This window comes from Geodermatophilus amargosae (assembly GCF_041028265.1).
Classification (GTDB): Bacteria; Actinomycetota; Actinomycetes; order Mycobacteriales; family Geodermatophilaceae; genus Geodermatophilus; species Geodermatophilus amargosae_A.
This window is the reverse complement of record NZ_JABGCW010000022.1, coordinates 19,856-39,171: the sequence shown is the minus strand read 5'-3', so window position 1 is coordinate 39,171 and position 19,316 is coordinate 19,856. Positions and strand designations below refer to the sequence as shown.

The 19,316-nt window shown below is 77.7% G+C and carries 17 protein-coding genes and 1 pseudogene; 9 read left to right on the top strand and 9 right to left on the bottom strand.

Annotation, left to right across the window (positions count from 1 at the left end):
• Positions 1 to 14 precede the first annotated feature (14 nt).
• Positions 15 to 1,004: an aldo/keto reductase gene (locus tag HLV61_RS21805; protein WP_369259288.1), complete on the top strand. Its 990-nt coding sequence runs from the start codon at positions 15 to 17 to the stop codon at positions 1,002 to 1,004.
• Between the two features lie 23 nt (positions 1,005 to 1,027).
• Here HLV61_RS21805 and HLV61_RS21800 read toward each other — a convergent pair whose 3' ends face one another.
• A complete protein-coding gene (locus HLV61_RS21800) occupies positions 1,028 to 1,888 on the bottom strand; it encodes an HAD-IB family hydrolase (protein WP_369259286.1) in 861 nt (286 codons plus the stop codon).
• A 126-nt stretch (positions 1,889 to 2,014) separates the two neighbouring features.
• Between HLV61_RS21800 and ssd the strand changes: the two genes are divergently transcribed.
• From ssd to HLV61_RS21780, 4 genes are read left to right on the top strand one after another with little or no spacing between them, the layout of a single operon-like run.
• Positions 2,015 to 3,097, top strand: a complete 1,083-nt coding sequence (ssd, locus tag HLV61_RS21795) for a septum site-determining protein Ssd (protein WP_369259284.1) — start codon at positions 2,015 to 2,017, stop codon at positions 3,095 to 3,097.
• Entirely contained in the window at positions 3,094 to 4,248 is a 1,155-nt protein-coding gene (locus HLV61_RS21790; protein ID WP_369259282.1) for a TadA family conjugal transfer-associated ATPase, read from the top strand. The genes ssd and HLV61_RS21790 overlap by 4 nt, the downstream gene beginning before the upstream one ends.
• Positions 4,245 to 5,042, top strand: a complete 798-nt coding sequence (locus HLV61_RS21785) for a pilus assembly protein TadB (RefSeq protein WP_369259280.1) — start codon at positions 4,245 to 4,247, stop codon at positions 5,040 to 5,042. The genes HLV61_RS21790 and HLV61_RS21785 overlap by 4 nt, the downstream gene beginning before the upstream one ends.
• Positions 5,039 to 5,752, top strand: a complete 714-nt coding sequence (locus tag HLV61_RS21780) for a type II secretion system F family protein (protein ID WP_369259278.1) — start codon at positions 5,039 to 5,041, stop codon at positions 5,750 to 5,752. Before HLV61_RS21785 ends, HLV61_RS21780 begins: the two co-directional genes overlap by 4 nt.
• Before the next feature lie 24 nt (positions 5,753 to 5,776).
• Here the strand turns inward: HLV61_RS21780 and HLV61_RS21775 are convergent, their stop codons facing one another.
• From HLV61_RS21775 to HLV61_RS21745, 7 genes are all read right to left on the bottom strand, one after another.
• Positions 5,777 to 6,508 (bottom strand): PIG-L deacetylase family protein, encoded by a 732-nt coding sequence (locus HLV61_RS21775; protein ID WP_369259276.1) that lies wholly within the window; start codon positions 6,506 to 6,508, stop codon positions 5,777 to 5,779.
• Between the two features lie 130 nt (positions 6,509 to 6,638).
• Entirely contained in the window at positions 6,639 to 7,178 is a 540-nt protein-coding gene (locus HLV61_RS21770) for a hypothetical protein (RefSeq protein ID WP_369259274.1), read from the bottom strand.
• 115 nt (positions 7,179 to 7,293) lie between these two features.
• Entirely contained in the window at positions 7,294 to 8,022 is a 729-nt protein-coding gene (locus HLV61_RS21765) for an HAD family hydrolase (protein WP_369259272.1), read from the bottom strand.
• Positions 8,019 to 9,170 (bottom strand): non-hydrolyzing UDP-N-acetylglucosamine 2-epimerase, encoded by a 1,152-nt coding sequence (wecB, locus tag HLV61_RS21760; RefSeq protein WP_369259270.1) that lies wholly within the window; start codon positions 9,168 to 9,170, stop codon positions 8,019 to 8,021. Before wecB ends, HLV61_RS21765 begins: the two co-directional genes overlap by 4 nt.
• Positions 9,167 to 10,222, bottom strand: coding sequence for an ATP-grasp domain-containing protein (locus HLV61_RS21755; RefSeq protein WP_369259268.1), 1,056 nt, complete (start codon positions 10,220 to 10,222; stop codon positions 9,167 to 9,169). Before HLV61_RS21755 ends, wecB begins: the two co-directional genes overlap by 4 nt.
• Entirely contained in the window at positions 10,219 to 11,427 is a 1,209-nt protein-coding gene (locus tag HLV61_RS21750) for an exosortase/archaeosortase family protein (RefSeq protein WP_369259266.1), read from the bottom strand. Before HLV61_RS21750 ends, HLV61_RS21755 begins: the two co-directional genes overlap by 4 nt.
• Positions 11,424 to 12,845 carry a glycosyltransferase gene (locus tag HLV61_RS21745; protein WP_369259264.1) on the bottom strand — a complete coding sequence of 474 codons (1,422 nt, stop codon included), beginning with the start codon at positions 12,843 to 12,845 and terminating at the stop codon, positions 11,424 to 11,426. Before HLV61_RS21745 ends, HLV61_RS21750 begins: the two co-directional genes overlap by 4 nt.
• A 221-nt stretch (positions 12,846 to 13,066) precedes the next feature.
• Here HLV61_RS21745 and HLV61_RS21740 point away from each other — a divergent pair, with 221 nt between their 5' ends.
• The 3 genes and pseudogenes from HLV61_RS21740 to HLV61_RS21730 form a co-directional block, all read left to right on the top strand.
• Positions 13,067 to 13,378: a DUF4244 domain-containing protein gene (locus tag HLV61_RS21740; protein WP_369259262.1), complete on the top strand. Its 312-nt coding sequence runs from the start codon at positions 13,067 to 13,069 to the stop codon at positions 13,376 to 13,378.
• A 38-nt stretch (positions 13,379 to 13,416) separates the two neighbouring features.
• Positions 13,417 to 13,749, top strand: a complete 333-nt coding sequence (locus HLV61_RS21735; protein ID WP_369259260.1) for a TadE family type IV pilus minor pilin — start codon at positions 13,417 to 13,419, stop codon at positions 13,747 to 13,749.
• Positions 13,746 to 14,096 (top strand): annotated as a pseudogene (locus HLV61_RS21730) (Rv3654c family TadE-like protein); the annotation flags it as partial. The gene HLV61_RS21735 and the pseudogene HLV61_RS21730, both read left to right, overlap by 4 nt.
• 27 nt (positions 14,097 to 14,123) lie before the next feature.
• Here the strand turns inward: HLV61_RS21730 and HLV61_RS21725 are convergent.
• Positions 14,124 to 16,691, bottom strand: a complete 2,568-nt coding sequence (locus HLV61_RS21725) for a DEAD/DEAH box helicase (protein ID WP_369259258.1) — start codon at positions 16,689 to 16,691, stop codon at positions 14,124 to 14,126.
• A gap of 283 nt (positions 16,692 to 16,974) precedes the next feature.
• Here HLV61_RS21725 and HLV61_RS21720 point away from each other — a divergent pair, with 283 nt between their 5' ends.
• Positions 16,975 to 19,230 carry a sodium-translocating pyrophosphatase gene (locus HLV61_RS21720; protein ID WP_369259256.1) on the top strand — a complete coding sequence of 752 codons (2,256 nt, stop codon included), beginning with the start codon at positions 16,975 to 16,977 and terminating at the stop codon, positions 19,228 to 19,230.
• The last annotated feature ends 86 nt before the right edge of the window (positions 19,231 to 19,316 follow it).

Sequence of the window (19,316 nt, the reverse complement as noted above, 5' to 3'; positions counted from 1 at the left end):
GGGAGAGTGGGGCGATGCGCTACCTCGACGTCGACGGGCTCGGCCGGGTCAGCCGGATCGGCCTGGGCACCTGGCAGTTCGGCTCTCGCGAGTGGGGCTACGGCGAGGGCTACGCCGAGGGGGCCGCGCGCGACATCGTCCGCCGCGCCCGCGACCTCGGCGTCACGCTGTTCGACACCGCGGAGGTCTACGGCTTCGGCCGCAGCGAGCGGATCCTCGGCGAGGCGCTGGGCGCGGAGCGCACCGAGGTCGTCGTCGCCTCGAAGGTCTTCCCCGTGGCGCCGTTCCCGCCGGTGGTCCGCGCCCGGCTGGAGGGCAGCGCCCGGCGGCTCGGGCTGCAGCGGATCCCGCTGTACCAGGTGCACCAGCCCAACCCGGTCGTCCCCGACAGCGTGATCATGCCGGGGCTGCGGCAGCTGCTCGACGAGGACCGCATCGGCGCCGCGGGCGTCTCGAACTACTCGCTGGCCCGCTGGCGAGCCGCCGACGCGGCGCTGGGCCGGCCGGTGCTGGGCAACCAGGTGCAGTTCTCGCTGGCCCGGCCCGGAGCGCTCGAGGACCTCGTGCCCTTCGCCGAGCGCGAGGGGCGGATCGTCATCGCCTACAGCCCGCTGGCGCAGGGGCTGCTCGGCGGCCGCTACGGCGTCGACAACCGGCCCGGCGGGGTGCGCGCGGCCAATCCGCTGTTCGGCACGGAGAACCTCCGCCGGGTCCAGCCGCTGCTCGACGTCCTGCGCGAGGTCGCCGACGCGCACGGCGTCCGGCCCGGGGCGATCGCGCTGGCCTGGCTGGTCTCGCTGCCGCAGGTGGTGGTCATCCCGGGTGCCTCGAACGTGGAGCAGATGGAGGCCAACGCCGCGGCCGGCGACATCGACCTGCGGCCCGATGAGCAGCAGGCCCTGACCGCGGCGGCGCGGGCGTTCACGCCGGTGTCGGCCGTCCGCACGCTGGCCGACGGGATGCGCGAGCGCCTCGACGGCGTGCGGGAGCGGCTCGGCGTCTGAGCGGCCGGTGTGCGCCGGGGGCCTCAGGCGCCCCGGCGCCGCCACCGGCCGGCGGCCGGGACCGCGACCGGCACCGCAGCGGAGGCCGCCGTGGCCACCGCGCGCAGCGCCCGCCGCCGCGAGTACCAGGCCAGCCCGGCGACCGCGGCGCCCACGCCCATCGCGGCGCCGGTGACCACGGGGGCCGGCGGCACGGCGAAGCGCGAGCGCATCGACACCGGCCGGGTGAACTCCAGCACCGGCCAGCCGCGCTCGGCGGCCGCCCTGCGCAGCGCCCGGTCGGGGTTGACCGCCGTCGGGTGCCCGACCGCCGAGAGCATCGGCAGATCGGTGACCGAGTCGCTGTAGGCGTAGCAGTCGGCCAGGTCGTAGCCGCTCTCGGCGGCCACCTGCCGCATCGCCTCGGCCTTGTTCTCCCCGTAGGCGTAGAACGCGATCTCGCCGGTGTAGCGGCCCTCGGCCGTCACCATGCGGGTGGCCACCACCCGGTCGGCGCCGAGCATCTCGCCGATGGGCTCGACCATCTCCGCACCGCTGCTGGAGACGATGACGATCTCCCGCCCCGCCGCCCGGTGGAACTCGATGAGGTCGGCGGCCTCGGCGTAGACCAGCGGGTCGACGATCTCGTGCAGCGTCTCGGAGACGATCTCGTGCACCGTCGCGACGTCCCAGCCGGTCGCCATGTCGGTGATCTGGGCCCGCATCCGCTCCATCTGCGTGGCGTCGGCGCCGGCCAGGGAGAAGACGAACTGCGCGTAGGCGCCCTTGAGCACGGCACGGCGGTTGATCAGCCCGCCCGCGAAGAACGGGCGGCCGAAGGCCAGGGTGCTGGACTTGGCGATGACCGTCTTGTCCAGGTCGAAGAACGCCGCGGCGCGGGTCACGGTTCACGACTGTAAGACCACGGGAGGGGGGTGACGGGTCCCCGCGCGCCGTCCACACCCCTCCGGGTCATCCACAGGCCGTCGCTCCGCGGGCCGGGCGCCGCCGCGGTGCGCTGGGCTCGGCGCGTGCTCCCGCGTCCCGTCCCCCCACCGTCCCGCCCGCTCGTCGTCAGCGTCGACGAGGACCTGCTCGACGACGTCCTGCGCGTCCTCGCCGCCGCCGGCACCGAGCCCGAGGTCGCCACCGGCGGTCCGGCGCTGCGCCGTGCGCACCGCGAGGCCGGGCTGGTGCTGCTCGGCGCCGACGTCCTCGGCGCCCCGCCGGTCCGCGCGCTGCCGCGGCGCCCGGGCGTGGTCGTGGTCGCGGCGGGCGCGATCCCGGCTCCGGCGTGGGCGGCGGCGGTCGAGCTGGGTGCCGAGCGGGTCGCCGTCCTGCCCGACGACGAGGCCTGGCTCGCCGCCCGTGCCGGCGAGGCGGCGCGCTCGCCGGTGGAGCACGGCTGGCTCGCCGTCGTCGGGGGCGCCTGCGGCGGTGCGGGTGCGAGCACGCTGGCCACCGCGCTGGCCGTCGCCACCGCGGCCCGGGGTGAGGGCGTCCTGCTCGTCGACGCCGACCCGTGGGGCGGCGGGCTCGACCTGCTGCTCGGTGCCGAGGACGCGGAGGGCCTGCGCTGGCCCGCGCTGGCCGGGGTGCGCGGCCGGCTGGCCGGGAACGCGCTGCTCGCGGCGCTGCCCGAGGCCGCCGGCGTGCACGTCCTGGCCGCCGCGCGCGACGAGCCCGCGCCGGTGGTCGCCGGGGCCCTCGCCACCGTGGTCGAGGCCGCACGCGGGTGCGGGCTGCCCGTGGTGGTCGACCTACCGCGGGGCACCGGGCCCGACCCCGCGGCCGAGGCGGTGCTCGCCGAGGCCGATCTCGCCCTGCTCGTCGTGCCCGCCCGGCTGCGCGCCGCCTCGGCCGCGCGCTCCCTGGTGACCGCGGGTCCCTGGTCGGCGGCCCGGGTCCTGATGCGGACCGTGCCGGGCGGCCTGTCGGCGGCGGAGGTCGCCGCGGTGACGGGGTCCCCGGTGCTCGCCGAGCTGGGGCACGACCGCGGCGCACCGTCGCGCGGGGAGCGCGGCGAGCCGCCCTCGGTGGCGGCGCGCAGTCCGCTGGGCGCGGTGACCCGCCTGCTGCTCGGGGAGCTCGCCCGGCCGGAGCGCGCGGCGTGAGCGGCCTGCCGCTGGTCGAGCGGGTGCGCGCCCGGCTCGCGCTGGACCCCGGGCCGCCGAGCCGGGCCGCGGTCGCCGCGCTCGTGCGGGAGGAGGCGGGTCTGCTCGGGGAGACCGACGTCCTCGAGGCGGTGCGCGACGCGGTGTCCGAGCTGGCCGGCGCCGGGCCGCTGGAGCTCCTGCTGCGGACCCCCGGCGTCACCGACGTCCTGGTCAACGGTCCCGGCGAGGTGTGGGTGGACCGGGGGAGCGGGCTGGAGCCCGCGGACGTGCGCTTCCCCGACGAGGACGCCGTCCGCCGGCTGGCGGTGCGGCTGGCCGCCAGCGCCGGCCGCCGGCTCGACGACGCCGCGCCGTGGGTCGACGCCGGCCTGCCCGACGGCACCCGGCTGCACGCGGTGCTGCCCCCGGTGTCGGGCGGGGGGACCTGCCTGTCGCTGCGGGTGCTGCGCCGGTGCTCGCTGGACCTGGCCGACCTCGCCGCCCGCGGGACGCTGCCGGGGGACTCCGAGGCGCTGCTGCGGGCGGTCGTGCGCCGGCGGCTGGCCTTCCTCGTCACCGGCGGCACCGGGTCGGGCAAGACGACGTTGCTGTCGGCGCTGCTGGGGGAGGTGCCGCCGGGCGAGCGGATGGTGCTCTGCGAGGACGCGCCGGAGCTCACCCCGGCGCACCCGCACGTGGTCCGGCTGCTCACCCGGCCGCCGAACGTGGAGGGCGCCGGCCAGGTGACCCTGCGCGACCTGGTGCGCCAGGCGTTGCGGATGCGGCCCGACCGGCTGGTGGTCGGCGAGGTGCGCGGCGCGGAGGTCACCGACCTGCTGGCCGCGCTCAACACCGGGCACGACGGCGGCTGCGGCACCCTGCACGCCAACCGGCCGGCGGAGGTCCCGGCGCGGCTGGAGGCGCTGGGCGTGGCCGCGGGCCTGGACCGGCGGGCCGTGCACAGCCAGGCCGCGGCCGCCCTCGCCGTCGTCGTCCACCTGCGGCGCACTCCGGGAGGCCGGCAGGTGGCCGAGGTCGGCGTGGTGCGCCGCGACGGCGACCTGGTCGCCGTCGACGCCGGCTGGCGGGCCGACGGCGGCCCGTGCCCGGGCGCGGACCGGCTGGCCGGCCTGCTCGACGCCGGCCTGCTCGACGGCGGACCGGCGTGACCGCGGCCCTGGTGGCCGGCGCCCTCGCGCTGCTGGCCTGGCCCGGCGCGGCCTCCCGGCGGCGGGAGCGGCTGCGGCGGTTGGCGGGCGGACCGCGGCCGGTCGCGGCGTGGGCCGCGCCCGGCACCCCGGCCGCCTGGCCGGTCCTCGCCGGCGCCGCGGGGCTGCTGGCCGGCGCGCTGGCCGGTCCGCCGCTGGTGGCCGTCCTCGCGGGGGCGGTCGCGGCGGGGGTGGCCCGTGCCGCGCTCCGGCAGCGCGAGGGCCGTCGGGAGGAGCAGTCGCTCGACGTCCTCGCCGACGCCCTCGCCGCACTGGCCGCCGAGCTCCGCAGCGGCCGGCCGCTCGGGGCGGCCACCGCGTCGGCCGTGGCGGTCGTCCCCGACCCCGGGGCGGCCCGGGAGCTCGCCCGTGCCCTGCGCGCTCCCGAGGCGGTCCCGGCCGGGGCGTCGTCGGAGCTCGGCAGGGCGCACGCGCGGCTCGCGGCGGCCGTGCGGCTCAGCAACCGCACGGGCTGTTCTCTCGCCGCCGTCGCCGGTGCGGTGGAGGACGACCTGCGCGCCCGCCGGCGCCGGCGCGACGAACTGCGCTCGGTGACCGCCGGCCCGCGGGCGAGCGCCGCGCTGCTGGCCGGGCTGCCCCTGCTGGCGCTGGCGATGGGCGGCGGCATCGGCGCACGTCCCTGGACGGTGCTCACCACGACCGTCGTCGGTCAGGGACTGCTCGTGGCGGGGGTGACCCTGGAGGCCGCCGGGCTGGCCTGGTCGGCGCGCCTGGTCCGCCGGGCGCTGCGGTGACCCAGGCCGCGGCGCTGCTGGCGGTCGCCGGTGCGCTGCTGGCGTGGCCGTCCCGGGGCGGGCGCCGCAGCGCGAGGCTGCACGCGGCGGGCCTGCCGAGGACGGCGCGCACAGCGGGGGTGCCCGGGACGGTCCGGCGCCTGGTGCTGCCGGTCCTCGCCGGTCTCGCCGCCGCGCTGCTCGTCGGCGGCGGAGTCGGGGTGGCGCTCGGCGCCGTGACAGCGGTGCTCGCCGACCGGTGGCGCCGGCGGGTCCCGCGCGGCGAGCCGGCCGGGGATGCCCTCGCCGCCGAGCTGCCGGTGGCGTGCGACCTGCTGGGTGTCTGCCTCGCCGCCGGGCTGACGGTGGGCGGCGCGCTGGCCGCCGTCGCGACCGCGGTGCCCGGGCCGCTGGGGGACGCGCTCGCCGCCGTCGCCGGCCGGCTGCGGCTGGGTGCGGCGCCCCGGACCGCCTGGCACGACGCGCCGCCTGAACTGGCCGGGCTGGGCCGGGTCCTGGTCCGGGCGGGGGAGTCGGGAGCGGCGGCGGCGCCGGGGCTGCGGGGTCTCGCGGCGGAGGCGCGGGCCGCGGCCCGCAGTCGCGCCGAGGCGGGGGTGCGCCGGGCCGGCGTCTGGGTGCTGGCCCCGCTGGGTCTGTGCTTCCTGCCGGCCTTCGTGTGCCTGGGGATCGCGCCGATGGTCATCGGCATCGCCGGCCAGGTCTTCGGGTGACGGCCGGTGTCCGGGCAGGAGGGGTCAGCGGCCGCGGACCGGCATCGCCGCGGTGTGCGCCGGGACCAGCGACCACGCGGCCGGGACCGACGCGGGCACCGCCCGGGCGACCGGGGCGAGGTCGAGCACCATGCGGGTGGGCTGGAAGGCCTCGGCGTAGCCGATCCGCGCCTGCGCGCCCCAGTGGCGGGCGGAGGCGACGACGGCGTCCGGCTCGACCATCGCCGAGCGCTCCACCTGGGAGGCGTGCGCGGCGAGGGCGTCGAGCTTGCCGGCGAGGAAGGCGGTGACGTCGACGAAGACGCTCGGGGCGAAGGTCAGCGTCGAGGGGCTCTGGTAGTGCAGGACCCGCGGCAGGCGCCGGGCCGCACCGAGGGTGGCGGCGGCGATGGCCCGGTGGTCCTGGTGGCTGTCGTCGGGGGCGTGCACGTAGACGAGGTCGGCGGCGGTGTCCTGCAGCACCTGCTCGATGCGGCGGACGGTCGCCGAGTCGGCCATGACCTCGCAGTCGTGCAGGCCGCCCCACACCAGCCGGGCGCCGATCAGCTCGGCGGCCCGCTGCTGCTCGATGCGCCGGCCGACCACCTGCCGGTCGTCCCCGGGGCCGTTCTCCCCACCGGTCATCACCAGCATGGTCACCGTGTCGCCGGCGGCGACGTGCGCCATCAGCGCGGCACCGCAGCCGAGCTCGACGTCGTCGGGGTGCGCCCCGACGGCCAGGACGCTGCGTCCCGGGGTCCTCGCCGTGCCGTCCATGGCCGCCGTCCTCCGTTCGCCAGGGGCGGCCTGCCCGCCCGACACCTGTCCATCGGCGCCGCCGGCGGCGCCCTCGAGCGCGCCGACCGGTCCTCCCCCCATGGGGGGAGGCCCGGTCGTGCACCACGTGTCAGTCCGCGGTCGGAACCGGGGTCCCGCGGTCGCGACGCCGCCGCGAGACGTACACCGACGTGCCACCCACCGCGCCGGCGGCGGCGAGGGCGATGACGACGCCCATGCCGTTGCCGTCGGCCGGCAGCTCGGTCGAGGACGGGCAGCGGGTGCCGCTGTCCCGCCGGGCGATGCCGTACTCGCCGTACACCTGCCACTGGACCGTCGTGATCGACGCCGGCACCTGCACGGAGAAGGCGCCCTGCCGGGTCCCCGGCGAGAAGCGGGTGACCTGCGTGCCGTCGAACCGGTCGGGCGTCATGTCGTTCAGGCTGCCCCGGCCGACCGTGAGCGTCGCCGACGTCGTGTTCCGATAGCCGAAGACCGCCGTCCACGAGCCGTTCTGGACGGGGGTCACGCAGGTGACCTCCGGCTGGATCCAGCCGTAGTGGGCGCTGGCCGCGCCGGGCGTCACGAGCACCACCGACAGCGCGATCCCGGTGACCACCGCCAGCCGCGTCCCGAGCGGTGCCCTGCGCCGCGGCGTCCTGCCTGCCATGTCGACCCCTTCCGGACCGGGGCGCGCTCCGCCCTCCCGAAGGGGCATCGGACGGCGGGGCGGCCGGGTGCAGGGGGCCGCGGCCGCGATCACCCCGACGGGGGAACGGGTCGGCTCAGCCGGCTACGGGGACGGCGGCGGTCACGACGCGCAGGGCGAGTGCGGCGGCCTCCGGGAACGTCGCGGTCACCGCCCACGGCGGCGGGACGTCCGGCGCCGCCGCGTACTCGCCCTGCCGGACCCGGATCGCCCGCGCACCCACCGCCGCCGCGACGGCGACGTCCTTGCCCGGGCGGTCGCCGATCACCAGCACCCGGTCGGCGGGGACGCCCAGCCGCGCGGCCAGGGCGAGCAGTCCGCCGGGTGCGGGCTTGCGGGCCGCACGGCCGCCGAGCGCGTCGGTGACGAGCACCTCCGACAGCAGGGGGCCGAGGCCGGTCGCGGCGAGTTTGGACACCTGGATGGCCGGGTTGCCGTCGGTCAGGCAGCCCACGGGCACCGCGGCGGCCAGCGTCGCGAGGGCCTCCCGGACGCCGGGGTAGGGACCGAGCCGGGCGGGTGTGCAGGCGGTGAAGGCCGCGACCAGCGCCGGGACGTACCGGGGCAGGTCGCCGGCCGGCACCCCGGCGGCGAGCAGCGCACGGTCGATCGTGCCGCCGCGATCCGACCCGGCCGCGAGCTCCGCGGTCAGGGCGGTGTGCACCCGGGGACCGTCCAGGCCTGCCGACCCGGCGGCGGTGCCGACGTCGGCCGCCGCCGCGGACAGGTAGGCGGCCTGCGGATAGAGGGTGTCGTCGAGGTCGACGACGACGGCCAGCGGCGGCGGGCCGGTCCAGGCGCTCACCACGGGAGGCGGCCGTCGGTGAAGTCGGGCTCGTCGAGGGCCAGCAGGGCGTCGGTCGCCTCGTCGGCGAGGACGGCGGCCACCTGCGACCCGGTCGTGCCGTCGCCGTAGGGACAGGGCAGTCCGGCGGCGCGGGCCTGGCCCCCGGCGCTCGTGTGGGCCGCGGCGGCGGCGAGGACGGTGTCGGCGGCGGAGTCGTCGGCCAGGCCGGCCAGGGTCGTGGTGCCGGCCTCGACGCCCTCCCACCGCGGCGTCGACCCGCGCAGCACGACCACGGGCACCCCCAGGTAGGCGGCCTCCTCCTGGATGCCGCCGGAGTCGGTGACGGCGAGACGGGCGGAGGCCAGCGCCGTCAGCAGGGCGTCGTGGTCGACCGGGCCGCACCGCGTGATCGCCGGGTGCTCCAACTCGGCGTCGAGGCCGGTGGCCGCGAGGCGCGCGGCGGTCCGCGGGTGCACCGGGAACGTCACCGGTCCCACCTGGTCGGCCAGCGCGCGCACCACGCCCACCAGCCGCTTCAACCGCACCGGGTCGTCGACGTTGGTGGGGCGGTGGGCGGTCACCAGCACGCCGCGCCGCTGCGCCACCGGCACCGGCCGGACGCCCCGGGCGACCAACGTGTCGATCACCGGGTTGCCCACGACGAACACCCGCTCGGCGGGCACGCCCTCGGCGGCGAGGAACGCCGCGGCGCGCCGGGTCGGGGCGAGGTGGAGGGCGGCCACGGCCGCGGCCACCCGCCGGTTGACCTCCTCGACACTGCGCGGGTTGAGGCTGCGCAGCCCGGCCTCGAGGTGCGCGAAGGGCCTGCCGGCACCCCGCGCGGCCAGGGCGTAGGCGGGCACGGTGTTCGTGTCGCCCAGGGCCAGCACCACGTCCGGGCGGAAGCGGGCGACCGCGCGTGCCGCGTCGGCGTGCAGGGCGCCGTACCGGGCGGCGGGGTCGCCGGTCGGCAGCGTGAAGCGGCAGGTCGGTGCCAGGCCGAGGGTCTCCTGCAGCCGGGTGGAGAGCGCCGGGTCGGTGTGCTGCCCGGTGTCCACGACGTCGACCCGGTGCCCGGCGGCGGTCAGGGCCGCCACCACGGGGGCGAGCTTGACCACCTCGGGGCGGGTGCCGAAGGGGACGAGGACGTGCCGGCTGCGGCTCACGCGGACACCGCCTCCGCCGCGGAGGGGTCGGCCACCGGGGCGCCGTCGGGTCCGGTGTAGGCCTCGGCGAAGTAGCGGGTCATGCGGACTCCCGGGGTGAACCACAGGTGCGGCAGCGCGGCGTGCGGGTCGCGGATGCCGGTGAGGTGGGTGCTGACGACGTCGGCGCCGGCGGCCAGCGTCAGCGGCAGCCCGCCGGAGAAGCGCGGGTTGATCTCGACCACGGTGGCCCGGCCGTCGTCGGCCACGAAGCCCTGCACGTTGGCCGGGCCGGTCAGCCGCACCGCCTCGAGCGCCGCCGCGACCACCTCGGTGACGGCGGGGGAGTCGAAGGTGGTGCCCTTGACCGAGATCCCCGCCCTGGTGTCGTCGCGCCAGCGGGGCACCACGGTGAGCAGCCCGCCGTCCCGTCCCACCAGGGCGTCGGCGGTGAACTCGCGCCCCTGCAGCCGGGTCTGCGCGATGAGCGAGGCGTCCCCCTCCAGCGCCTCGGCCACCGCGGTGCGGCCGTCGAGCAGGCGCACCCCGCGGCTGCCGCGGCCGGCGCGCGGCTTGACCACCCAGGGGCCGGGCACGGTGACCAGCCCGGCCGCCGTGCCGGTGGTGGCCGGGTGCGGGACGCCGGCGTCGCGCAGCGCGCGGGCGAAGGCGGCCTTGTCGCAGCACACCTCGACGCTGTCCACCGACGGCAGCCAGGTGGCGACGCCGGCGGCGGCGAGCCGGTCGGCGCCGGCGGCGAGGGCGGGGAGCTCCTCGGCCACCGTGCCGATCAGCGCGTCGACGCCGTGCGCCGTCGCCACGGAGACCAGGGCGTCGACGAAGCGCACGTGGTCCGCGCGCGGGACGACCGCACCGACCGTGGCCAGCGCGCAGCCGGCGGCGGTCCAGTCGGCGTCGACGCCGACCACGCGGTGCCCGAGGGCCACCAGGCGGCGGATGACGGCGACTCCCGCCGGGCCGCCCGCGCCGGTGACGAGCACGGCCGCACGGCCGGCGCCGGCAGCGCGGCTCGGGGACGGGGGAGTGGGCGCGGGGTGCAGGGTCGAGGTCACCGGGGCGTCTCCGAGTCGTGCGGGCGGGCGAAGCTGGCGGGGCGCGGGGCGGCGGCCGGCACCGGCGGGGCCGCGGCGGGCGGGGGTGCGGCGGGCCGGGGTGCGGCCGGGCGGCCGGCGGGCGGGACGGCGATGCGGGCGACGGGGACCGTCTGCTGCGGCGCGGTCACCCGGCGCGCGGCCGGGTGCCGGGCGAGGTCCCGGTCGACCGCGGGCCGGGCGAGCAGCCAGCCGCGGGCCCACAGGCGCAGCGCGGACACGCGCGCGTCGGTGACCGGCTCCCACTGCCGCGCGGCGATGCACTCGGCGAGGCAGTCGAGGACGGCGGGGTCTGTCTCGTAGGTGGCGACGGCGACGAGCGTGGCGCTGTGCGCGCCCAGCCCGTCGGCGGCCAGCTCCTGGATGCGCTCGGCCCGGCCATCCGGCGGCAGGTGGCCCAGCCGGTAGTCCACGCGCGCCGCCTCGCGGCGGGCGGCGAGCCGGTCAGAGAGCCGGCGCGGGAGGACGTGGCGGTGCAGCAGCCCGGTCAGGGTGCTGCGCCGCCGGCGGCCCTGCCGCTCGTCGCCCTCGGGAGCCCGGTAGCCCAGGCCGGGACGTGCCCAGCTGTCGGGCCGGCGGGCGGTGTGCCGGCCCGCGACGTCCTGCTCGGCCCGCTCGAGGGCCGGCAGCGTGATCCAGACCATGAGCAGGAAGCCCGCCAGGGTGGCGACCAGGTTCCACACCGTGCCGACCCAGTCGTGGAAGAGGACGAGGGCGCCCTCGCCCCACTGCAGGCCCGCCCACGCCGAGAGCAGCAGCCGGCCGTGGTTGAGCACCAGCAGGGCACCGACGGCGACCACCAGGCCGCCGACGGCGTGCAGCTTGCGGCTGCGGAGGACGACGGCGGTCAGCGCGGTCAGCCCGAGCACCGACAGCACCGACGAGCACGACGCCGTCACGACCGCGTCGATGATCCCGCCGTCGTCCGGGAAGATCAGGACGTGCTGCGACAGCACGCCCGACGCCTGCCCCGGCGCGATCCACCCCAGCACCCGGGCGACCCACGCCGCCTCCAGCACCTGGAGCGGACCGGCCACGTGGCGGAAGCCCAGCACGCAGATCGCCGCGGCGACCGCGAGGTCGAGCAGGACCGGCAGCAGCCGCCGGGTGGACCCGCGCCGGGGCGGGCGGTGGACCGGGGACAGCGCGAGGCCGGCGGCGCTCACCGCTCCTCCCCGGGCTGCACGGCGAACGACCGGGGCCGGGTGCCGGCGGGCGCGGACACGGGGACGGCGGCCACCGGGGCGGGCACGGCCGGCCGCACGGTCGAGGTGGCGCCCGACCGCGTCGTCTTCACCCAGCTGTAGGGACGCCCGAGCATCCCGTCGAGGTAGGCGCGGGAGGTGATCCAGATCGACAGCGCGAACGCCGGCAGGAAGCCCAGCAGCCGCCAGGCCGAGCGGCGTTCCACCCGGCCGACCAGCAGGCCGACGCACAGTTCGGCCAGAGGACCGATGAACAGCAGCATCGACAGCGGCAGCAGCCCGATCACCGGCAGGTCCCCGACGCCGAAGGCCCGCAGGACGGTGAGCAGCAGCCCGAGTCCGGAGAGCATCGGCACGTGGTAGACGGCCAGGAACAGCGACGTCTCGACCTTCTCCACCGGGGAGAGGTACGACGTGCGCATGAGCGGCCACCAGTAGTCGCGCAGGCACTTCTGGTGCCCGCGTGCCCAGCGGTAGCGCTGCTTCCAGAACCGCTGGGCGCTGACCACCGCCTCCTCGAAGTCGATCGCCGAGACGTCGTAGCGCACCCGCTGCCCGGCCATGAGCACGCGCAGGGTCAGGTCGGTGTCCTCGGTGACGGTCTCGGGGTTCCAGCCGCCGAGCGCGCGCAGGGTGCTCATGCGGACCGCGCAGTTGGCCCCGCCGTAGGCGGGCAGCTCGAACAGTGCCTGGCGGCCGTACTCGTTGACCAGGTAGCCGGAGAGGTAGTCGACGAAGACCGTCCCGGCCATGGCCGAGTCCTTGCCGTTGCGGATGACGCACCGGCCCATGACCGCGCCGACCACCGGGTCGCGGAAGTGCCGGACCAGCCGGCGCAGCGACGAGGGCTCGGGCTCGTGGTCGGCGTCGAAGACCAGCACGATCTCGGCGTCCACCAGGCCGAGGGCCTCGTTGAGCGCGCCGGACTTGCCGCCGCCGGCCCCCGGTGGCCGGTGCAGCACGCGCAGCCGCGGCTCCTGCGCCGCCCAGGCGTCGAGCTTCGCGCCGGTCGTGTCGTCGGACCCGTCGTCGACGACGACGAGCGTGAGCCGGTCGGCCGGGTAGTCCAGCGCCAGCAGCGCCGAGACCATCCCGTCGACGACGAGCTCCTCGTTCTTGCAGCCCACCAGGACCGCGACCGGCGGCGTGTAGGTGTCCAGGCCGACGTCGGCGGCGAGCAGGTCGCGCTCGGCCCAGCGGGCAGCGGCGACGGCGAAGGCGAGGTGCCGGCAGAAGTAGACGCCGAACACCACGTTCAGCGCACCGGCGACGACGCCCAGCGTCCGGTCGACGCCGAACAGGACGGCGGCGACGGCGAAGGCGACGGCGTAGCCGACGAGCACGAGCGGCCGGCCCTCAGGGCGGTCGGGATGTGCCATCGCTCCTCCTCCCACCGTGCCGGTGGTGCGCCCGCGCCACCTCACGGCTGATACGGCATCCGAGGCGTCCAGCTGAAGCGGAAGGGCCGACAGCCGGCGCGCCGCCGTCCACAGGACGCCCGCCGTCCACAGCAGGACGGCGGCCGCCGGGCCGGCGACCCGCGGCGGCGAGGGTCGGGACGTGCCCCGCGTCCGGGGCCGCCCGACCCGAGGAGGAGCCCGTGACCGCCGACCACCCGACCGCCGACCACCCGACCGCCGACCACCCCACTGCCGAGGACCCGACTGCCGAGGACCCGACTGCCACGGCCCCGACTCCTGCGGACCCGTCCGCCGGGGGAGCCGGCCGGCTGGGGCGCCGGTGGGCGCGGGTCCGCGCGACCGCCGAGGCTGGCATGAGCACCGCCGAGTACGCCGTCGGGACGGTCGCGGCGTGCGCCTTCGCCGCCGTCCTCTACCGGGTGGTGACCGGCGGCTCGGTCGTCACCGCGCTGGGCGACCTGGTCGACTCCGCGCTCGGAGTCCTGTCCTGACCGCCCGCCGGCCCCGGACCGGCCGCCGTGAGGCGGGCATGGTCACCGCCGAGACCGCCGTCGTGCTGCCGGTGCTGCTGCTGGTGCTCGCCGCCGCCGTCTCCGCCGTCGTGGTCGTCGGTGCCCACCTGCGCTGCGTGGACGCCGCGCGGGAGGGCGCCCGCGCGGCGGCCCGCGGGGAGGACGCGGCGCAGGTGCGCGCGCTGGCGGCGCGGGCGGCTCCCGACGGGGCGGTGACCGCGGTCGTCGTCGCCGGGGAGGAGGTGCGGGTCACCGTCCGCGCGCAGGTGCCGCCGCTGGGCGTCGGGCCGGCCGTCGCGGTCGGGGCGAGTGCCGTCGCGCGCCTGGAGCCCGGAGCGGTTCCGGGATGAGGACGCGCGGGCTCCCGGGAACGGACGGCGAGCGCGGGTCGGCGACGGTCTGGACGACGGCCCTGGCCGGCGTGCTCGCGGTCGTCGGGCTGGCCGCGGTCCTGGTCGGCGCGGCGGCCGTCGCCCGCCACCGCGCCGGGTCCGCCGCCGACCTCGCCGCGCTCGCCGCCGCAGCGCGGGCCGTCACCGGAGACCCCGCCGCGTGCCCGGTCGCCGCGCAGGTCGCCGAGGCCAACGGCGCCGTCCTCGCCGACTGCACGGTCGGGCCGGGCGCGGTCGTCGACGTGCGGGTGGCGGTCACCGTCCCGCTCGGTCCGCTGGGGAACCGGCGCGCCGAGGCCCTCGCCCGCGCCGGGCCGGTGCCGCCGGACGGCTCAGAAGACCAGGTCGTCCTCGACGTGCCCGCCGCCGGTGTCGGCGGGAGCGTCCGCGGGAGGCGGGTCCCCGGCGGCGTCCTCGGACCGGGCGGCCGGCCGGCCGACGCCGGGGCGGCGCAGCAGGCCCCGGACCGGGCCGGTCGGCATGACGTGGACGGGATCGTCGTCGGCCGCATCCGCGTCCTCCCCGGCGCCCTCGGCGGCGGCCAGCTCGTCGAGGACGACGTCGAGCACGCGCACCGCTCCGGCCTTGTCCAGCGGGTCGTTGCCGTTGCCGCACTTCGGCGACTGCACGCAGGACGGGCAGCCGCTCTCGCACTCGCAGCTGGCCACGGTGGCCCGGGTGGCCCGCAGCCAGCGCCGCAGCGCCGCGAAGCCGCGCTCGGCGAAGCCCGCGCCGCCCGGGTGCCCGTCGTAGACGAACACCGTCGCGGTGCCGGTGTCGGGGTGCAGCGCGGTCGACAGCCCGCCGAGGTCCCAGCGGTCGCAGGTGGCCAGCAGCGGCAGGATCCCGATCGCGGCGTGCTCGGCGGCGTGCAGCGATCCGGGCAGCGCCAGGTCGTCGACGTCCGCGCGGGCCACCGCGTCGGCGTCGAGGGTGAGCCACACCGCCCGGGTGCGCAGCTGGCGCGGGGGGAGGTCCAGGGGGAACTCCGCGAGCACCTCGCTGGTGCCGGCCCGCCGCCGCTGGTAGGCCACGACCTGGTTGGTCACGTCGACGACGCCGGTGTGCGCGGTGACCGTCCCCAGCCGGCGGGTCCGCTCGATCGTCCCGATCGACAGGTCGGTGACGTCGCGGGCCACGGTGGTCCACTCGGGGCTCTCGGCGTGCACCACCGCGCACGCGTCGTCGGGGTCGAACTCGTCGACGACGAAGGTCTCGCCGCGGTGCACGTAGAGCGCGCCGGTGTGCACGGTCGAGTGCGCCGCCCCGCCGTCGACGGTGCCCAGCAGCCGGCCGGTGCCGGCCTCGATGATGGCCACGGGCTCGCCGCCGCTGCCGCGGATGTCGACGTCGGGACGTCCGCGGCCGGCCCAGTACCAGCCGGCCGGGCGCCGCCGCAGGTCCCCGGCGGCGACGAGCTCCTCGAGCCGGGCCTCGGCCACCGCGCCGCCGAAGTCGGGCAGGTCCTCCGGGGTCAGCGGGAGCTCGGCGGCCGCGGAGCACAGCTGCGGGCCGAGGACGTAGGGGTTGGCGGGGTCGGTGACGGTGGCCTCGACCGGCCGGCCGAACACCGCGCGCGGGTGGTGGGCCAGGTAGTGGTCCAGCGGGTCGTCGCGGGCCACGAAGACGACGAGGGACTCGCGCTGCGCGCGCCCGGCGCGGCCGGCCTGCTGCCAGAGGGAGGCCAGCGTGCCCGGGTAGCCGGCGAGCACCACGGCGTCGAGGCCGGCGATGTCGATGCCCAGCTCGAGGGCGTTGGTGGTGGCCACGCCGAGCAGGTCGCCCGCGGACAGCGCGCGCTCGAGCTCGCGGCGCTCCTCGGGCAGGTAGCCGCCGCGGTAGGAGTCGACCCGCCGGACGAGGTCGCCGCGGCCGCGGTCGGCGAGCAGCCGGCGGGCCTGCTCGGCCACCGTCTCGGCGCTGCGCCGCGACCGGACGAACGCCAGCGTGCGTGCGCCGCGCTCGACCAGGTCGGCCAGCAGCCCGGCGGTGTCCGCGGCGGCCGACCGGCGCAGCGGCGCGCCGAGCTCGCCGGTGTGCTCGGTCAGCGGGGGTTCCCACAGCGCGAAGGTGGCGCCCGGGCGCGGCGAACCGTCGTCGGTGACGGCGACGACCGGCGCCCCGACCAGCCGGGTCGCCGCCGCGGCCGGCTCGGCCACGGTGGCCGAGGCCAGCACGAACACCGGGTCGGCGCCGTAGCGGCGGCAGATGCGCCGCAGCCGCCGCAGCACGTGCCCGACGTGGGAGCCGAACACCCCGCGGTAGGCGTGGCACTCGTCGATGACGACGTAGGCCAGCCGGCGCAGGGTCGACGACCAGCGCTGGTGGGCCGGCAGCACGCCGCGGTGCAGCATGTCCGGGTTGGTGACGATCCACCGCGAGTGGCGGCGCACCCAGTCGCGCTCCTCGGCGGGGGTGTCACCGTCGTAGGCCGCCGGCCGCACCGACGGGTCGGCGAGCGCGGCCACCGCGGCCAGCTGGTCGCGGGCCAGGGCCTTGGTCGGGGCGAGGTAGAGGACGCAGGCGCGCGGGTCCTCCACGAGCCGGGTGAGGGCCGGCAGCTGGTAGGCCAGCGACTTGCCCGACGCCGTGCCCGTGGCCACCACGACCGAGGTGCCGTCGTGGGCGAGCTGCGCGGCCTCGACCTGGTGCCGCCACGGCTCGCGCACGCCCTGCTGCTCCAGCCGCCCGCGCAGCGCCGGGTCCACCCACTCCGGCCAGGGCAGGGTCCGGCTCTGCCGCACCGCGAGCCGGTGCACGTGGGTGACCGGCGACTCCTCCTCGGCGGTGCCGGCCAGCAGGTCATCGAGCAGCTCCGCGCCGGGGGGCACGCTCCCCGGCGACGTCCCGGCCGACCCGTGCCCGGCGGCCGACCCGTGGACGGCCGGACCGCCGCTCACCTGCGCCTCCCGGGACGCGTCACCCCCCGATGACCCCTCGCGGCCGGATGGGGGAGCAGCCGGCCGGACCGGGTGGAGCGTGGTCACCCCACCACTGTCACACCCGGGGGCAACCCCGCCGTCCGCCCGGCCGGCCTCCGGAACGGGGTCGGCTCAGGGGCAGACCGCGGAGTGTGATCTCCCTTACACTCGCGCGGCGTCCCGGGCGGTCCGCTCGCCGACGTGCTCTCCGCCGACCGGGGACGCGAGCCGCCCGGCGGTGGCCGACCGCTCGGAGGTACTGATGCCGGACAATGATCTCTCCGGCGGGGACGTCGTCCTCGTGACGGCAGCCCTCGTCGTCTCGCTGGCTGCGCTCGTCTTCGCCTGGTCCCTCGTGCGAGCCGTCCTGGGCGCCGAGCAGGGCACCGCCCGCATGCGCGAGATCGCCCAGGCCGTGCAGGAGGGTGCCGGGGCCTACCTGCGGCGGCAGTTCCGCACGCTGGCGGTCTTCGCCGTCATCGTCTTCCTGCTGCTGCTGGTGCTCCCGGTGGCCGAGGGCGGCTGGGGCACGCGGGTCGCCCGGGCCGTCTTCTTCCTCGTCGGCGCGCTGTTCTCCGCCGCTGTCGGCTTCATCGGCATGACCGTGGCCACGCGCGGCAACGTCCGGGTCGCGGCCGCGGCCCAGTCCGGCGGCTACCGGCCGGCCTTCCGCATCGCGTACCGGACCGGCGGGGTCTGCGGGATGATCACCGTCGGCCTGGGCCTGTTCGGCGCCTCCCTGGCGCTGCTGCTCTTCGACGAGACCGCGCCGGTCGTCCTCGAGGGCTTCGCCTTCGGCGGCGCCCTGCTGGCGATGTTCATGCGCGTCGGCGGGGGCATCTTCACCAAGGCCGCCGACGTCGGCGCCGACCTCGTCGGCAAGGTCGAGGCCGGCATCCCCGAGGACGACCCCCGCAACGCCGCCACCATCGCCGACAACGTGGGCGACAACGTGGGTGACTGCGCCGGGATGGCCGCGGACCTCTTCGAGTCCTACGCCGTCACCCTGGTCGCCGCCCTGATCCTGGGACAGGTCTTCTTCGGCGCCGACGGCATGGTCTTCCCGATCGTCGTGGCCGCCATCGGCGTGCTGGCCTCCGTCGTCGGGATCCTCGCCAGCAACCCCGGCAAGAACGACTCCAGCGGGCTGGCGCCGATCAACCGCGGCTTCTTCACCTCCGCGGTGGTCTCGCTCGTGCTCGTCGTCGTCGCGGCCTTCACCGTGCTGCCCGGCGTGGCCGACGTCCCCGACTCCGTGGTCAACCCGCAGGTCCTCGGCTTCGTCTCCGTGCTCATCGGCATCGTGCTGGCCGCCGCCATCCAGCAGCTCACCGGCTACTTCACCGAGACCTCGCGCAAGCCGGTCCGCGACGTCGGCCGCAGCTCGCTCACCGGGGCGGCGACCGTCGTCCTCTCGGGCATCTCGCTGGGCCTGGAGTCGGCGGTCTACGCCGCCCTGCTCATCGGCGGCGCGGTCTACGGCGCCTTCCTCATCGGCGGCGGCGCCGCGCTCTACGCGGTCGCCCTCGCCGGCTGCGGCCTGCTCACCACCGCCGGCGTCATCGTCTCCATGGACACCTTCGGGCCGGTCAGCGACAACGCGCAGGGCATCGCGGAGATGTCCGGTGACATCGACGAGGACGGCGCCCGCGTGCTCACCGACCTCGACGCGGTCGGCAACACGACCAAGGCCATCACCAAGGGCATCGCCATCGCGACCGCCGTCCTGGCCGCGACGGCGCTGTTCGGGTCGTACAACGAGCAGGTCCGCAGCGCGCTCGGCGACGTCGACCTGGCGCAGTCGTTCAGCCTGGTCGCACCGGACAACGTCGTCGGCGCGATCATCGGCGCCGCGGTCGTCTTCCTCTTCTCCGGCCTGACCATCAGCGCTGTCTCCCGCGCCGCGGGACGGGTCGTGTTCGAGGTCCGCGAACAGTTCCGCACCCGGCCCGGGATCATGGACTACAGCGAGCGGCCCGACTACTCCGCCGTCGTCGACATCTGCACCAAGGACTCGCTGCGCGAGCTGGCCACCCCCGGCCTGCTCGCGGTCCTCGCCCCGGTCGCCGTCGGCTTCGGGCTCGGCTTCGGCCCGCTGGCGGCCTACCTCGTCGGCGCCATCGCCACCGGCACGCTCATGGCCGTGTTCCTCGCCAACTCCGGCGGCGCCTGGGACAACGCCAAGAAGATGGTGGAGGACGGCGCCCACGGCGGGAAGGGCAGTGAGGCGCACGCGGCCACCGTCATCGGCGACACCGTCGGCGACCCGTTCAAGGACACGGCCGGCCCCGCGATCAACCCGCTGCTCAAGGTGATGAACCTGGTCGCCCTGATCATCGCGCCGGCGGTGGTCACGCTCTCCATCGGCGAGGACGCCAACACCACGGTGCGGCTGCTCGTCGCGGGAGCCGCGACGCTGGTGGTCGTCGGTGCCGTGGTGGTGTCCAAGCGCCGCTCGGTCGTCGTGGGCGGTGCGAGCGAGGAGCCGTCGGACAGCCTCACCTCCTCCGCGTCCTGAGTCCACCCCGCGGGTCGGCTGTGGACGTCCGCCCGGCTGTGGACGACGGGACGGGTCCCGGCGCAGCACCGCCCTAGCGTCCGCGG

Excerpts from the sequence above, each read along its gene's own strand:
- HLV61_RS21775 (WP_369259276.1), bottom strand. The coding sequence starts at position 6,508 with ATGGACGGCACGGCGAGGACCCCGGGACGCAGCGTCCTGGCCGTCGGG.
- HLV61_RS21805 (WP_369259288.1), top strand. The coding sequence starts at position 15 with ATGCGCTACCTCGACGTCGACGGGCTCGGCCGGGTCAGCCGGATCGGC.
- HLV61_RS21720 (WP_369259256.1), top strand. The coding sequence starts at position 16,975 with ATGCCGGACAATGATCTCTCCGGCGGGGACGTCGTCCTCGTGACGGCA.
- HLV61_RS21745 (WP_369259264.1), bottom strand. The coding sequence starts at position 12,845 with ATGGCACATCCCGACCGCCCTGAGGGCCGGCCGCTCGTGCTCGTCGGC.
- HLV61_RS21735 (WP_369259260.1), top strand. The coding sequence starts at position 13,417 with ATGGTCACCGCCGAGACCGCCGTCGTGCTGCCGGTGCTGCTGCTGGTG.
- HLV61_RS21770 (WP_369259274.1), bottom strand. The coding sequence starts at position 7,178 with ATGGCAGGCAGGACGCCGCGGCGCAGGGCACCGCTCGGGACGCGGCTG.